Below are 14,830 nucleotides of genomic sequence, written 5' to 3'. Positions count from 1 at the left end.
GCGACCTACGCGGCCGAGCAGCTGCGTAAGCTGCATCGCTGTATTTCGGCGCGCGGGGACGATGTCGTCCTCCTCCTTCAGATGTAATCAGCGCCAAGGCTTCTCCCGATACCATTTGGTGATGATGTGCTTGACGCCGCTGCGCACCTTCATGCCGTGGTGCAGGCTGGCCGGATTATATGCGCCTTCCCTTAGCCGGTTGTTCCAGGCGAGCAGCTTGCCGGTTTCGGGTTGCACCGTCTTGCCAATCTTGGGGAAGCGGGTCGCGCCACCCGCGCCGGGTTCATTGAGGTAGACCATCAGCGTCCAGGTGCGGTTGCCAGCGACTGAGCAATATTTGTCGAAGTCAGGACCGTCCGGTTCGAAATAATCGGTATGCGCCTTGAATTCCTGACCCACGGCATAGCGCTGGCCCTGGATGGGCTCTCCATAAATAGGATTGATGCCGGCGAAGTCGGCCAGCTTGGCGTCGATGGTGGCGATGAAGGAATCGCCGTCGTCAAGGTCGCATGTCTCACTGGTGCGGAAGGCGCTGTCGCCATTGGCGTCCGCTATGGTGGAGGGACGACGGCAGGCTTCGATCCGGTCAATCAGATCGGCGCATTCCTGCTGCGAGAGGAAGCCGCGCTGGATGAACAGGGTGAGGTCGCGACTGGGGACGCGCTGTACACGCGCATGTCCGGCGATCCATAGCGGGTCTGCGTCGGGCGCAGAGGGAGGCATGCAGTCGGCCATATTCTGTCCTGAAGATGGGTGCGCCATGGCGCGAAGTCGGATTTGCTATTGCCCGTCGCGCGAAATGCAAGCCTTGATAATTCCCGCAGGGTGATTGTCATCATACAACCGCAAAAATGTTATCTTATAGTAACAGAAATTACCGAGCACTATTTTGGCAGAAGAGTGATTGAACTTGGGATACGTGCGTCATAGCAGAAAGCTGGCCGGCTGAACGTCCACCGTAGCGTTGCCAAGCCCACTTCAGCAGTTCCCTCACTTCGTTCTTATCATCGGTACAATCGGCGCTGTCCCAATCGGAACAGTACGGCGCGGCGAGTCAATTGGCTGCATTCCAAAGGGTGCAAGCGCGCTATAGCGGGAGTTGAACACGGGACAGAACTTCCACACTTGCGGAGCCTCTGTGGTTAGAGGTTCATCATGCGAAGCAAGCCACCAACGATTGGGATGGAAAACCAGCTTTTGCAGCTTCATATGGCTAATGCCGCCGCTTTCTGCGCCATGTTCCGCCAGGAACCTATTGGCTATGGCAAGTGGGGCGAATGGCATAATTGTTCTCCATTCCCCTTATGGTCTCCGCGAGTCGTTTGGGCAATGATGGTGCGTTTTCTGGGGCTAATTAGGTATATAGGTCCCAAAAAATTGGCCGCTGAACGACCGTGAAGGGTCGAGTTAATGGATTTGCGCGATGGAAGGCAGAGAAGGTGCCTTGCGGTCAACTTGCGATCGACACACGCGCTGCGGATTTCGCTGAGCCCGGCTTTGCCGAACGTGATCGCGGTCCTCAGGAGCCGTGCAATCAACCCCGGGGCGATTGTGACCGAGGTCGCAGAATCCATGTTTCACCGTGCCAATGCCGACATGGTCCGACGGGAAGTCCACCTCCTGTCGCTTGGCGGTTTCCCGGTCGCCTATGACGATTTCGGGACACGCGTTGCGTCGATAATCCAGTTCAAGGCACTGCCTGTCGAGGTCATCAACAGACATACCATCATTGAGGGATTTCGACGTCGGCTTCGGTCGTCTCCGGCCGCTCCCTTTGAAACCCGTGTATGCCAAGCCACCACTGGAGGGCCATGATGCCGCCTTTGGCGGGCTGGAGCAGCCCGATCATCAGGGTCAGCGATAGCGGCATGATGATCGCAAGGAGCATGGGCACGGATAGCTGCGCATCGTGCACCAGTGCGATGATCACTGGCGCCAACAGATGCCCAGTCAGGAAGATCGAGACATAGGCCGGGAAGTCGTCCGTCTGTTGATGCGACCAGTCCTGTCCGCAACGGGCGCAATGCGGAACGGGCTTGAGGAATCGAGAGAATAGCCTCTCATCCCCACATCGAGGACATCGGCCACGCAGTCCGCGCATCGTTGCTTCCCAACCCGTGACGGGCAGCGCCAGTGCCTCAGTCAGCACGGGCTCGGACGTACTCACCCGATCGGGATCGACTCCCATATTGTCGAAGGGCGACACCATGAAATCAGGCATTGATCATCACGGCCGCGGTTTCCGGGAATCGTTCAGGAAAGTTTGATCGCTTGGATTGCACAAGCCATATATACAATATTACTATTAATTGTTAACAATGATATTTGATGTATTAAACATCATGAGGCAAATATGATCACGTCGCAGCAAATGCGGGCCGCACGCGCTCTTCTCGGCTTGGACCAGCGTCAGTTGGCCGAATTGGCGGGATTGTCTCTCCCTACGATCCAACGGATGGAGGCGTCCGAAGGCCAGGTGCGGGGCGTGGTCGAGACTCTGGTTAAAGTGATCATGGCGCTGGAGAGCGCCGGTATTGAGCTGTTGGGCGAGAACGCGCCGAGCACAGGCGTCGGGCGCGGGGTCCGCCTTCGTGAACCTGCCAGTGGCGGCGTCAGGCGGTCGTCGTCCTCCATGCTGTACGACAAGATACCGGCTGAGGAAGCCGACAGGTGATGGCAGCCTCCTATACGCCCAAACTCCTCACAACGCTGCGCGAAGGCTATTCGGTCGCGAGCTTCCGGGCAGATGCCATAGCAGGATTGACTGTGGCCATTGTTGCGCTCCCGCTCGCGATGGCGCTCGGCATTGCCAGTGGAGCGACGCCCGACAAGGGATTGGTGACCGCTGTGATCGCGGGCTTCCTGATCTCGGCGCTTGGCGGATCGCGCGTCCAGATCGGCGGACCGACCGGCGCCTTCGTGGTCGTGATCTTCAACGTCATCGCCCAGCACGGCTATGATGGACTTCTGGTGGCCACGCTGTTGGCCGGGCTGATCCTCATCGCCGCCGGCGCCCTTCGCCTGGGGCGGATGATCAAATATATCCCGCACCCGGTTGTGACCGGCTTTACCGCTGGCATCGCGGTGATCATCGGGTCGAGCCAGGTGAAGGATTTTCTCGGCCTCTCGATCGAGCATGTCCCTGCTGAATTCATTCCGAGGTGGCAGGCCTATTTTGGCGCGATCGCCACCGTCAATTGGGTCACGCTTGGCATCGGCGTGGGCACGCTTAGCGTTATCGTCATGCTGCGCAAGCTTGCGCCGAAATGGCCCGGCTTCTTGATCGCTGTGGTGGCGAGTTCGCTCGCAGTTGCCCTGCTCAAACTGCCGGTCGACACGATCGGGTCGCGCTTCCCGGATATGTCGGCCGGTTTGCCGATGCCGTCGTTGCCGGAATTCTCCCTGGCCAAGGTCGCCGCAGTTCTCCCTTCCGCGTTCACGATCGCCTTCCTCGCTGGGATAGAAGCCCTGCTCTCCGCAGTCGTCGCCGATGGAATGGCCGGAACACGCCATCGCTCCGATCAGGAGTTGATCGGCCAGGGCGTGGCGAATTTGGGGTCGGCACTCTTCGGCGGCCTGCCGGCGACCGGTGCCATCGCACGCACGGCGACCAACATCCGTTCTGGAGCAAAGACGCCTGTTGCGGGAATGATGCATGCGGCTTTTCTGCTCCTGTTCATCCTCTTCGCCAGCGACCTGATGGCCTATGTGCCGATGGCGGCGCTCGCTGCAATCCTCTTCATGGTCGCCTGGGGCATGAGTGAGTACAAACGTTTCGTGGCCCTTCTGCGTATGCCGAACAGCGATCGTGCGGTACTTTTGCTGACTTTCGGACTGACGGTGCTGGTTGATCTGACAGTCGCAATCGGTGTCGGCGTAGCGCTCGCGTCATTGTTGTTCATGGCGCGCATGGCCGAAGCGGTCGAAGTTGACGCGGGGATCGCGCAAGAGTCCGAACTGGATGCAGAGGACATGCACCAACGCGATGCGCTTCCCCGCGGCGTCGAGGTGTTCCGGATCAACGGGCCGTTCTTCTTCGGGGTCGCCGGCGAACTGCTGGACACGTTGAGGCGGGTCGGTTCGTCGCCCAAAGTCCTTATCCTGCGCATGCGCCTGGTCCCGCTGCTCGATGCCAGCGGAGTGCAGGCGCTGGAGGAATTTGTCGAACAAGCCCGCATTTCCGGCGCGCGTGTAATCCTCTCCGGTATAAGGCCACAGCCGTTCGCCATGCTCAAACGCGCACGCCTTGGCCGGTCATCGGGCAAGCTCATCTACACGTCGAACTATGCAGAGGCGCTCATCGCCGCCGCAAAGATCGTCGAGGAAGCCTGACATGCCGGGAACTTTCAACTCATGCGCATAACGCGGGGGGCAGGCTTGTGCGCTGTCGATCGAAATGCGCAGGCCCAACGTGACGACGGTCCATTATCAGGAGAAGCAGATGAACGACCAAGATTATGTCTATGACGAAGAAACCGGGGAATGGATGCCAGCAGCGGAACTGGCAGTGCGCCATGCCGAAGCCGAGAGGGTCGAGGTGCGTGATGCCGTGGGAAACATACTCATCGATGGCGATCAGGTCACATTGATCAAGGATCTGGAAGTCAAAGGTGCTGGGCAGACGCTGCGGCGTGGCACACTTATCAAGTCGATCCGACTTACCGGCGACGCACAGGAAATCGACTGCAAATATGATGGCATTAAGGGACTGGTGCTGCGAGCGGAGTTTGTTCGGAAACGCACCTGATCATGAAGCAAACTGTCCGACACAGAGCATCAACAGGAAGCCCACCGTGCTGGCAACGCCGCCGATATAGGGGAAGGACCCGGAACGGGATCGCCGCAGCCGGATCATCAACTCGCCAAGCGCTGTGAGTGAATAAACCGGGAGTACCGGCGCGCAATCGAACCCAATTAGCGGACCGTCTGGACGCAGGAACGAAAATCGGCGGTTGAACGGCTACAAGGGGTCGGTTTCGCCGAAGGTGAACGCCGGATCGTGGGACAATCCTGCCGTTCGCGGATATGAGCAGGAATGGCGGGTCTTGGCGACACCCGAAATTCGATCCTTGACGCCAGTCATCCTGGTAATGGGTGAGATTGGCTGGGAACTCCTCCCAAAGATCTGCGGAATGCGGGATCGGGCCCTAGCTCGATAACCGCTAGCCAAGCCTAGCGTACGCAAACGTCTGACGAGCCTGGGAGACCCCCATTCTTCAAGTTTCGGTCCGCTCAGACAGTATCAAAGCATCGTCCATGTCGATCCCTGGTGCGACCAAAATCCTATCGCTCCAATAACATGTGAGCGGGATTTCATTGCGACGAATGAACATGATCCCCTAGTCTGTCAGTCGCACACCATCTGGAGCGCGCTCATGGCCGATGACCAGCCTCGTTACGAACCCTACGACAAGCCGGCAGGCGGTTGGGGTGCGGCCGCTGCTACGACAAAAGTCCTGATGCAGGAAAGCGTGGTCACTAAAGGATCGAAAGCGCTGCTCTCCATGAATCAGCCCGGCGGGTTCAAATGCCCGAGCTGCGCCTATCCCGACCCCGACTGCACCCAGACGCTTGAATTTTGTGAGAATGGCGCGAAAGCGTCGTGCGCGCATTCGGGACCAACAACTTCCCCGACTGTTCGAACATGTGCCACGAACCGACCAGTCGGGGCCTCCCGCATTCGATCGGCGTCGGCAAAGGCACGGTCACCATGGCCGATTGGGCCAAGGCCGAAGCGATCTTCGTGATCGGCCAGAATATGGGGACCAATTCTCCCCGCATGATGACCGATCTGGTCGAGGCTGAGCGGCGCGGCGTGCCGATCATCGCGATCAACCCGATGCCCGAACGCGCGCTGATCCGCTTCACGCCGCCGCAGGACGTGATCGAGATGGCGACCTTCGGCTCGACCAGGATCGCGAGCGATTATGTGCCGGTCAGGATCGGCGGCGATATCGCGTTGCTGAAAGGCATGATGAAGATCCTGTTCGAGCGGGATGCAGCCGGCGAGCAGGTCATCGACTGGATGTTCGTCAATATGCACACCACCGGCATCGATGCGGTGCGCGCCGATGCCATGGCGCAAAACTGGGACGATCTCGTGCGCGTGTCCGGCATCGAGGAGGCACAGATTCGGCACTGTGCCGAGATCTACATCCGGTCCAGCGCGACGATCATCTGCTACGGCATGGGGCTGACCCAGCACCAGCAAGGCGCGCGGTTGCTCCAGCAGGTCTGCAACCTGCTGTTCCTGCGTGGCAACTTCGGCAGGCCCGGCGCCGGGATCGCGCCGATCCGGGGTCATTCGAACGTCCAGGGCGATCGCACCGTCGGCATCGACGAGCAGCCTGCCGCCGCATATCTCGATCGCGTCCGGGATGTGTCCGGGTTCGATCCGCCGCGCGAGCATGGCCATCACACCGTCGATGCCGTCAAGGCGATGAGGGCGGGGACGGCCAAACTGTTCGTCGGCATGGGCGGCAATTTCGTGCGCGCCGTTCCGGACACCGAGCGCACCTATGAAGCCATGCGCAATCTCGACCTGACCGTCGGCATTTCGACCAAGCTCAATCGCGGGCATGTGGTCCATGGCAAGGAGGCGCTGATCCTGCCGGTCATTTCCCGGTCCGAGCGCATCGAGACAGAGGCGGGCGAGCAGTTCGTCACGATCGAGGACGCCATGTCCAAGGTCACCGCCTCGCGCGGCGTGCTCGATCCGGCCAGCCCGGACTGTCTGTCCGAAGTGGAGATCGTCTGCCGCATGGCCCGTGCCACGCTGCCCGACAGTAGCATCAAGTCGATCCCGGTAAAGATCCGGCTGGCGTGAGAATGGCTCGGGCGGCCCGATGACGCTGATAAGCCTTGCCGCGCTGCTCCACACCGCGATCGTCGCGGCGACGCTGCTGCACATACTGGCGCGACCGGACATCAACGCAACCACACGGATCGCCTGGGCGCTGGCTCTCTTCGTACTGCCTGTCCTCGGCGCGCTGGCCTATTTCCTGTTCGGCCGCATCCGGTTCGATGGCCCGCAAGGCGCCGCTCATCGCGAGGCCGAACTTGCGACCCGGCCAATGGTGCTGGACAGCGGCGAGCCGCATGACCTTGTCACCCAGGGACCGGCCAGCGGCTTTGCCAGCGCCATCAACGGGTTCGGCGTCACGCATGGCAACCGCGCGGAGTTGCTCGACAGCCCGGACGGGCAGCGCGCCCGCCTGATCGCCGATATCGATGCGGCACGGCGCTTCGTCCATGTCTTCTACTATATCTGGCTGGATGACGGCACCGGCCGGGCGGTCGCCGAAGCGCTGATCCGGGCGGCACGGCGCGGCGTACGCGTGTGCGCCGGAGTGGACGCGATCGGATCGGGCGCGCTCCTTAAATCCACCGTCTGGCAGGCGATGCGCGCGGCGGGCATCGAGACCATGGCGGCCTTGCCCATCGGCAATCCGTTATCGACGGTGCTCGTTCGCCGGCCTGATCTTCGCAATCATCGCAAGATCACGATCATCGACGGCGCTATCTGCCATTGCGGCAGCCAGAACTGCGCCGATCCGGCCTTCTCACCCAAGCCGAGATATGCGCCATGGGTCGATGTCATGACCCGGTTCGAGGGGCCGGTGGCGCGGCAGATGGACCTCCTCTTCGCGCAATCCTGGTTCGAACAGGGACCGATCGACCTGACCCCCTGGGACTACCGCACCGATCCTGTCGAAACCGGCGTCACGGCTCAGGTCGTTGGCACGGGTCCGACGACGGACAAGGGTGTGACCGCCCAGCTCCTTGCCCGCATCGTGGGCGAGGCCCGCCGTGAAATCATGATGACGACCCCCTATTTCGTGCCGGGCGATGTCGTATCGGAAGCCATCATCGGAGCGGCCATGGCGGGCGTGGATATCACGCTGACCGTGCCGCATCGCAATGATTCCTGGTTCGTCGGCGCGGCGAGCCGAGCCTATTATCCGCGACTGCTCGATGCGGGTGTCAGGATCCAGGAGTTCGATGGCGGCCTCCTCCATGCAAAGATCCTGACCGTCGATGGCGAGCTGACTTTCTTCGGGTCGACCAATCTCGATTTTCGCAGCTTCGACCTCAATTTCGAAAATGACATCATGGTGCGGGACAAGGAATTCACCGCCGCGATGCGGGCGCGCCAGCAGGAATATGGTCGTTCGGCGCGGCCGGTGACGCGAGGTCAGACAGAAGCCCTCCCTCTGCACACCCGCATCTGGCGCAATGCGCTTGCATCGCTCGGTCCGTTGATTTGACGTCCGGTCAGCTAGCGCTTCTCCCGGAATTTGGATCCCGATAGTATGGTTCGTCGAAGCACGGAGTATGACGCACATGGTTGGCACGCCGATCCCGAAGGACATCTTTACCGAACCGGAGAATGTCGATCCGGATACCCTCGCCAATCTCGGCCCGCTGAGGCGTTTGGCCGGAATATGGGAAGGCGACAAGGGCAATGACCTCAATCCGAAGGCGGACGGCCCGGAGCAGCGCCAATATTTTGAGCGGGTCGAGATGCAGCCGATCGATCCCCAGACGAATGGCCCCCAACTTCTCTACGGCCTGCGCTACCACACCCATATCGGCACGCGCGAAGAGGACATCACCTTCCACGACCAGATCGGCTATTGGCTGTGGGAGCCTGCAACCGGCCTCATCATGCAGACACTGGCTATCCCTCGTGGCCAGGTCGCGCTCGCATGTGGACAAGCCGGGAAGGACGACATGACGCTGAAAGTGAAAGCCGTTCGCGGCCAGACCGATTATGGCATCTGCTCCACGGACTTTCTGGAGCAGGCGTTCCGGACCGACAGCTACATGCTCGAAATCGATTTTGCCGCAGATGGCTCCTGGACATATACGAGCGAGACCATGCTGATGGTCAAAGGCCGCAACGAGCCGTTCACCCACCGCGACACGGGCAGCCTTAAGAAGGTGGGCGATGCCGATCTCAATCCCTGGCTCAGGATCGTTCGTGCCAAGGCCGGCGGGCCGGGCTGATGGGGGGAGCCGCGACGACGTTTCACTATTTCGACACCAGGACCTGGCTTGGCGCGGTGATTCTTGCGGCGCTGCTGATCGGAGCCGCGATCCTCATTTCCTGGCTGGTGCGACGCGCCTTCACGACGCTCATCGCACATGACCGGTCCGAACGCATCGACCAGATCACGATCTCGTTTCTCAGCCACCTGGCAATCCTGATCATATGGCTGCTGATCGGCGCGCTGTACGCCCATCTTGTTCCGGCGCTTAACCGTCTCAGCACCGCCTTGCTCGCCGGGGTCGGGCTGATGTCGGTGATCGTCGGCTTCGCCGCCCAGACGACGCTGGGCAATCTGGTCTCTGGCGTTAGCCTTGTATTGTACAAGCCATTCCGCCGTGGGGACCGATTGCAGGTCGTCGCGCCCAATAAGGATCAATTCGACGTCGGTGTTGTCGAGGATATCACGCTGGGTTTCACCATCCTGCGCACGGATGATGGCCGCGAGATCATCATAGCCAATGGCACGATGGCGCAGCAGACAATGATCAAACTGCCACGCAGCGAGAAGGATGGCGCATGAGAGCCGTGATCGCCGCCTCAGCTTTCGGAATGCTTGGTCGATCGCCTAATTCACGATGAGGGAACGGGGGCGTCTGTCAGGAGCAGGCATTCGGACATCTATCCCGGAACGCCCGGCTCTGGTCGGCACAGGCTTCAAGGAAACTCCTCCGTCTTACATCGGCAAGCTGCGAAGTGAGTATGGCGCCCATTCACTTCGCCGGACGCCATTCACTTCGCCGGACGAAGGCGTCGATCATCTATAGGGCGACCGGGAACCTTCGTGCCGTCCAGATCCCTCTCGGTCATAGCAAGATCGAGAACATGGTTCGCTATCTCGGCATTCTTGGCGAGGGGCCATTCAGCGTAACCACAAGCGGAGCACTCCTCCGACCAGCGCCAACGCAAGAACGCTCGTCGCCCAAATTCCGACGAACCATCCAAGCCGGCACAGCCAAAGCGGCATCAATGATAGCCCTCCGCCCCTACCTTGCCGCGAAACACCCAATAGGACCACGCAGTATAGGCCAGGATGACGGGCACCATGATCGAGGCCCCCACCAGCATGAACATCTGGCTGCGGTGAGGCGCGGCCGCTTCCCAGATCGTCACCCGCGCTGGAATTACGTCGGGCCAGATCGAAATGCCAAGGCCGACGAGGCAAAGTCCGAACAAGGCAAGCGCCCAAAAGAATGGCTGCGCATCACGCTTCCGACGCAGGCTGCGATAGAAGAGCAATGTCATGATCACTGTGGCAAGCGGCACCTGCGCCGTCGCCACTATGCCGGGGAAGCTCAGCCAACGCTGATAATATTTTGTCTCCAGCCCCAAGGTCGCGAGACTGATTGCGCCGATCATGATCAGAAGGCCGATGCCCAGTCGACCGGCATAGGTCACCGCCTGCCGTTGCAATCCGCCCTCGGTTTTCCAATTTAGCCAGCAGGCACCGAGCAGGGCATAGCCCACCAGCAGACTAATGCCGGTCAGCAGGCTGAACGGTGACAACCATTCCCACCAGCCGCCGGCATAGCTGCGACCCTTGACCGTGATACCCTGAAGAAGCGCGCCAAGCGCAATTCCTTGCGCGAAGGTGGTAATGACCGAGCCGGTGGTGAACGCCTTGTCCCAGAAGGCGCGGTGCGCCGGATCGCGCCATCGAAACTCGAAGGCGACACCTCGAAAGACGAGTCCCAGCAGCATCGCGATCATTGGCGCGTAAAGCGCTGGCAGGATGATCGCATAGGCTAGCGGGAATGCAGCGAGCAGACCGCCAACGCCCATCACCAGCCAGGTCTCGTTTCCGTCCCACACCGGCGCGATGCTATTCATCGCGGTGTCACGGTCCTGGCCGACCTTGAAGAGAGGAAAGAGGATGCCAATGCCGAGATCGAAGCCATCCATCACGACATAGGCAATGATCGCAAAGCCGATGATGCAAGCCCAGATGACAGTGAGATCGATCATGCCGAAGCTCCCTCGATGATAGCTGGGGCGGGGGTGATGCCTGCGCTGCGGATCGGTGCGTCATCGGGCGGGGTTTCATGCGCTTGGGGCGGCTTCTTCATCAGATGCAGGAGATACCAGATGCCCATGCCGAAGACGGTGAAATAGACGATCGCAAATGCGAGCAGCGACGAGGCGACGGCGGGAGCATCCAGAGGCGAAGCGCTCTGTGTCGTCCTTAGCAAGCCGTAGATCGTGAACGGCTGGCGCCCGACTTCGGTTACCACCCAGCCGGCCAGCACGGCGACAAGTCCGGACGGTCCCATCAGGACCGCGAACCGATGCAGCATCGGCCAGTCGTAAAGCGCCTTGCGCCAGCGCGCGATGAGGCTCCACAGCCCGATTGCGAGCATGGCAAACCCAATGCCGACCATGACGCGAAAGGCCCAGAAGACGATGCCGGCGGGCGGTTGGTCGGCTTTCGGTACAGTGTCGAGACCCTTCAGGGGCGCGTCGAGTTCGTGCCTGAGGATCAGCGACGAGGCCTTTGGTATCTCGATGGCGTAGTCGACCCGCTGTTCCTTGCTGTTCGGGATGCCGAACAGGATCAGCGGAGCGCCGTGCGGGTGACTCTGGTAATGGCCCTCCATTGCCATGACCTTCACCGGCTGATGCTCGAGCGTATTCAGTCCGTGCATGTCGCCGGCGAAGATCTGGATCGGCGCAACGATCGCTGCCATCCACATCGCCATCGAGAACATCTTGCGCGCGCCCGGATTGGCGCGGTCCTTGAGAAGATGCCAGGCACCCACCGCGCCGACGATGAAGGCGGTCGTCAGATAGGCCGCGAGGACCGTGTGGAACAGGCGATAGGGGAAGCTGGGATTGAAGATGATCGCAAGCCAGCTTGTCCCGGGCAGGAACTGACCGTTGGCGCCGATCTCATAGCCAGTCGGCGTTTGCATCCAGCTGTTGACCGCCAGGATCCAGAAGGCGGAAATAAAGGTCCCCAGCGCCACGGCTAGCGTAGCGACAAAGTGCAGCTTGCGCCCGACCTTGTTGATTCCGAACAGCATGACGCCGAGGAAGCCGGCCTCCAGGAAGAAAGCGGTCAGTACTTCATAGGCCATCAGCGGCCCGATAACTGGACCTGCCTTATCGGAAAACACCGACCAGTTCGTACCGAACTGGTAAGACATGACGATACCCGAGACGACGCCCATCCCGAACACGACAGCGAAAATCTTGAGCCAATAGCGGAACAGATTGGCATAAACGCCCTTGCCGGTCTTCAGCCACAGGGCTTCCAGTACCGCCAGATAGCTTGCCAGCCCGATGGAAAAGGCGGGGAACAAGAAGTGGAAGCTGACCGTAAAGGCGAATTGCGCCCGCGCAAGAATGATGGCGTCCATGGATGTCCCCGTTCAGCTGGCGAGTGCGGACCAGCTCTTGAATAGCATGTAGATGGCGACAATGAGCACGAAGATCGCGAACAGGCTGTTCAATCGGCCCTTTTCGGCAGCCATCACCTGGGATGTGCGTGTGCCGATGATGCTTCCGACGATGCCGCCCGCGATGAAAACGCTGGCGAGGCCCCACAGGACATAGCCAGAAACAGCATAGTTGAGCGCGGTGGTCAGGCCGAAGGCGGCGACCGCCACCAGCGAAGTGCCGATAGCGCGCAGGATCGGCATATGTGTCGACGCAATCAGGCCCGGTACGATGAGGAAACCCCCGCCAATTCCGAAAAAGCCGGAAAATGCCCCGGTGCCGAGACCATAGCCAACCACCTTGCCAACGTTCTCCCGGTTACATTGCGCGCCTTCTATGCCCTGATCGCCGCGTCCGCGGAACATCAGGAACGCCACCACGACCATCAGGATAGCGAATAGAAAGAGCAGCCTGTGTCCGTCGATGCTCTTGCCGAGGGTCGAGCCGCCGAGCGCGCCGATGACGCCTGCCGCCGCATAGATCCCGCCGCACCGCCAGTTCACCGTCCGGGCATGGGCATGGTTCCAGAGACCGGCGAGCGCGTTGACCGCGACCGCCAGAGCGCTGGTGCCGATAGCCTCGTGCGGATTGCGGATCCCCACGAGATAGAGCAGCAAGGGCACGGCGAGGATCGATCCGCCGCCGCCGACGAGCCCGAGCACGAACCCGACGAGCGCGCCCGAGAGACCGCCAAGGGCATATTGCATCGGCTCCAGCATGGCTCAGTGCGCCGCCCCGATTGCATGCGGCGCGACCATCCATTCGCGCCCCTTGAGCATGCCGTGCCAGTAGACCGGCGGAAGGATCGTGTCTTTCAGCAACCACGACAGGCGGGAGGGACGCGTCCCGTCGATCAGCCAGTTGGGGAAGCTGGGTAAGAGTTTGCCGCCATAGCCGAATTCGGCGAGGACGATCTTGCCTGCCTCGACCGTCAGCGGGCAGGAACCATAGCCGTCATAGTCCGCGACCGGTTCCTTGCCTTCAAGAGCAGCGAGAACGTTTACCGCGACGACCGGTGCCTGCTTGCGTGCGGCGGCTGCGGTCTTGGCGTTGGAGGCGGAGCAGGCGTCGCCCAGTGCGAACACGTTGGGATAGCGCAGGTGCTGAAGCGTCGCCTCGTCAACCTCGATGAAGCCGGACGCGGCCGCGAGCGGACTCGACCGGACAAAATCCGGAGCGACCTGGGGCGGTACGACATGGATCATGTCGAAGCGTTCATCGACCCGTCGCGTGCCATCGCCATCCTTGCGCTCGAAGGTGGCGACCTTCGCCGCGCCATCGATGGCAACCAGCTTCGATTCGAAATTCAGGTGCGCGCCATAACGCTCGACATATTCCATGAGCGCAGGGACATAGGCTGCGACGCCGAACAACACCGCACCGGCAGTGTGGAACTGCACGTCGATGTCCTTCAGGACCCCGGCCTTTTCCCAGCGATGACAGGAGAGATACATGGCCTTTTGCGGCGCGCCGGCACATTTGATCGGCATCGCAGGCTGGGTGAACAGCGCCCGCCCGCCCTTGAATTCCTTGACAAGCCGGTTGGTATAGGGCGCGAGATCGTAGCCGTAATTGGAGGTGACGCCGTTCTTCCCGATCGTTTCGGCCAGACCTGGTATGGCATTCCAGTCGAGCGTGATGCCGGGACAGGCGACCAGGACCCGATAGCCGACGTCGCGACCGTCACAGAGGATCACCTTGTTCTCGTCGGGGACGAAGCCGGAGGCGGCGGTGCGGATCCAGGTGACCTGCCTGGGCATGACCCGCGCTTCGGCGCGGCGCGTGAATTCCTTGTCGAACACCCCTGCGCCCACCATCGTCCAGCCCGGCTGGTAATAATGCACCTCCGACGGCTCGATGACGGCGATATCAAGTTTGGGATTGCGCTTCAGGAGGCTGGACGCCGTTGCAATTCCGGCAGCACCGCCACCGACGATCACGACATCGTGAATCCTGGGAGAGGAAGCCGAGTTCTCCTGCGATTGGGCAAGCTCGTAGAGCTTCGTCGATCGAGCGCCGGAGCGACAGAAAGCCAGGATCGGCTTGGGAAGGACCGCAATCGCCTCCGCCATGGCGTCGACATTGGCGTTGGCGATCGCGCCTGAAGCTGCGGGCACATGGGCGAAGCGCAGGCCCGCTTGCTGGGCAGCCTCGCGGATCTGGTCTGCCGTAATTTGCCCCGGTTCCTCGCCGTCGGGCCGGTTGCAGATGATGGCCTTGAACCCCTGGGCTGCAATCGAGGGGATATCGGCGATCGTAAGCTGGGGCGATACGGCGAAGTCTGTGTTCAGCGGTTTGATGTCCATGATTGCTCCTCCACCCGCTGCCGCGCGGGGCTGTTATCTC

15 protein-coding genes and 1 pseudogene are annotated in these 14,830 nt (G+C 61.0%); 9 read left to right on the top strand and 7 right to left on the bottom strand.

Annotation, left to right across the window (positions count from 1 at the left end):
* Positions 1-87 precede the first annotated feature (87 nt).
* Complete coding sequence (locus ACN9MX_RS15925; RefSeq protein ID WP_363832639.1) at positions 88-735, bottom strand: prolyl hydroxylase family protein; 648 nt, start codon at positions 733-735, stop codon at positions 88-90.
* Between the two features lie 675 nt (positions 736-1,410).
* Here ACN9MX_RS15925 and ACN9MX_RS15920 point away from each other — a divergent pair.
* Positions 1,411-1,815: an EAL domain-containing protein gene (locus tag ACN9MX_RS15920; RefSeq protein ID WP_363832642.1), complete on the top strand. Its 405-nt coding sequence runs from the start codon at positions 1,411-1,413 to the stop codon at positions 1,813-1,815.
* On the opposite strand, the gene ACN9MX_RS15915 is transcribed toward ACN9MX_RS15920, so the two are convergent.
* Complete coding sequence (locus tag ACN9MX_RS15915; protein ID WP_363832645.1) at positions 1,727-2,221, bottom strand: DUF983 domain-containing protein; 495 nt, start codon at positions 2,219-2,221, stop codon at positions 1,727-1,729. The genes ACN9MX_RS15920 and ACN9MX_RS15915 overlap by 89 nt on opposite strands.
* A gap of 132 nt (positions 2,222-2,353) precedes the next feature.
* On the opposite strand from ACN9MX_RS15915, the gene ACN9MX_RS15910 reads away from it, so the two are divergent.
* The 8 genes and pseudogenes from ACN9MX_RS15910 to ACN9MX_RS15875 all read left to right on the top strand — a co-directional run.
* Positions 2,354-2,674: a helix-turn-helix domain-containing protein gene (locus ACN9MX_RS15910; RefSeq protein ID WP_133655018.1), complete on the top strand. Its 321-nt coding sequence runs from the start codon at positions 2,354-2,356 to the stop codon at positions 2,672-2,674.
* Positions 2,674-4,332 carry a SulP family inorganic anion transporter gene (locus ACN9MX_RS15905; protein WP_363832648.1) on the top strand — a complete coding sequence of 553 codons (1,659 nt, stop codon included), beginning with the start codon at positions 2,674-2,676 and terminating at the stop codon, positions 4,330-4,332. Before ACN9MX_RS15910 ends, ACN9MX_RS15905 begins: the two co-directional genes overlap by 1 nt.
* A 109-nt stretch (positions 4,333-4,441) precedes the next feature.
* The gene (locus tag ACN9MX_RS15900; RefSeq protein ID WP_363736695.1) at positions 4,442-4,747 is read left to right on the top strand and encodes an alkylphosphonate utilization protein; all 306 of its coding nucleotides are present in this window, start codon (positions 4,442-4,444) and stop codon (positions 4,745-4,747) included.
* 855 nt (positions 4,748-5,602) lie between these two features.
* Positions 5,603-6,826 carry a molybdopterin-dependent oxidoreductase gene (locus ACN9MX_RS15895; protein WP_363832651.1) on the top strand — a complete coding sequence of 408 codons (1,224 nt, stop codon included), beginning with the start codon at positions 5,603-5,605 and terminating at the stop codon, positions 6,824-6,826.
* Between the two features lie 19 nt (positions 6,827-6,845).
* Entirely contained in the window at positions 6,846-8,267 is a 1,422-nt protein-coding gene (locus ACN9MX_RS15890; RefSeq protein WP_363832654.1) for a phospholipase D-like domain-containing protein, read from the top strand.
* A gap of 67 nt (positions 8,268-8,334) precedes the next feature.
* The gene (locus ACN9MX_RS15885; protein ID WP_363832657.1) at positions 8,335-9,009 is read left to right on the top strand and encodes an FABP family protein; all 675 of its coding nucleotides are present in this window, start codon (positions 8,335-8,337) and stop codon (positions 9,007-9,009) included.
* A complete protein-coding gene (locus ACN9MX_RS15880; protein ID WP_363736691.1) occupies positions 9,009-9,572 on the top strand; it encodes a mechanosensitive ion channel domain-containing protein in 564 nt (187 codons plus the stop codon). The genes ACN9MX_RS15885 and ACN9MX_RS15880 overlap by 1 nt, the downstream gene beginning before the upstream one ends.
* Positions 9,573-9,772: 200 nt before the next feature.
* Positions 9,773-9,895 (top strand): annotated as a pseudogene (locus ACN9MX_RS15875) (integrase); the annotation flags it as partial.
* Between the two features lie 16 nt (positions 9,896-9,911).
* Here the strand turns inward: ACN9MX_RS15875 and ACN9MX_RS15870 are convergent.
* From ACN9MX_RS15870 to ACN9MX_RS15850, 5 genes are read right to left on the bottom strand one after another with little or no spacing between them, the layout of a single operon-like run.
* Complete coding sequence (locus tag ACN9MX_RS15870; RefSeq protein WP_363736689.1) at positions 9,912-10,016, bottom strand: DUF2474 family protein; 105 nt, start codon at positions 10,014-10,016, stop codon at positions 9,912-9,914.
* The gene (gene cydB / locus ACN9MX_RS15865; RefSeq protein WP_363832659.1) at positions 10,016-11,014 is read right to left on the bottom strand and encodes a cytochrome d ubiquinol oxidase subunit II; all 999 of its coding nucleotides are present in this window, start codon (positions 11,012-11,014) and stop codon (positions 10,016-10,018) included. The genes ACN9MX_RS15870 and cydB overlap by 1 nt, the downstream gene beginning before the upstream one ends.
* The gene (locus ACN9MX_RS15860) at positions 11,011-12,405 is read right to left on the bottom strand and encodes a cytochrome ubiquinol oxidase subunit I (protein WP_363832662.1); all 1,395 of its coding nucleotides are present in this window, start codon (positions 12,403-12,405) and stop codon (positions 11,011-11,013) included. The genes cydB and ACN9MX_RS15860 overlap by 4 nt, the downstream gene beginning before the upstream one ends.
* A 12-nt stretch (positions 12,406-12,417) precedes the next feature.
* Complete coding sequence (locus ACN9MX_RS15855) at positions 12,418-13,203, bottom strand: sulfite exporter TauE/SafE family protein (RefSeq protein WP_363832663.1); 786 nt, start codon at positions 13,201-13,203, stop codon at positions 12,418-12,420.
* Positions 13,204-13,206: 3 nt separating this feature from the next.
* Positions 13,207-14,790 carry a TIGR01244 family sulfur transferase gene (locus ACN9MX_RS15850; protein ID WP_363832666.1) on the bottom strand — a complete coding sequence of 528 codons (1,584 nt, stop codon included), beginning with the start codon at positions 14,788-14,790 and terminating at the stop codon, positions 13,207-13,209.
* Positions 14,791-14,830 lie beyond the last annotated feature (40 nt).

The sequence above is a fragment of the Sphingobium sp. R-21 genome, from assembly GCF_049913335.1.
In the GTDB taxonomy this organism is placed as follows: domain Bacteria; phylum Pseudomonadota; class Alphaproteobacteria; order Sphingomonadales; family Sphingomonadaceae; genus Sphingobium.
The sequence above is the reverse complement of the archived record's forward strand: the minus strand, read 5'-3'. Positions and strand labels throughout refer to the sequence as shown.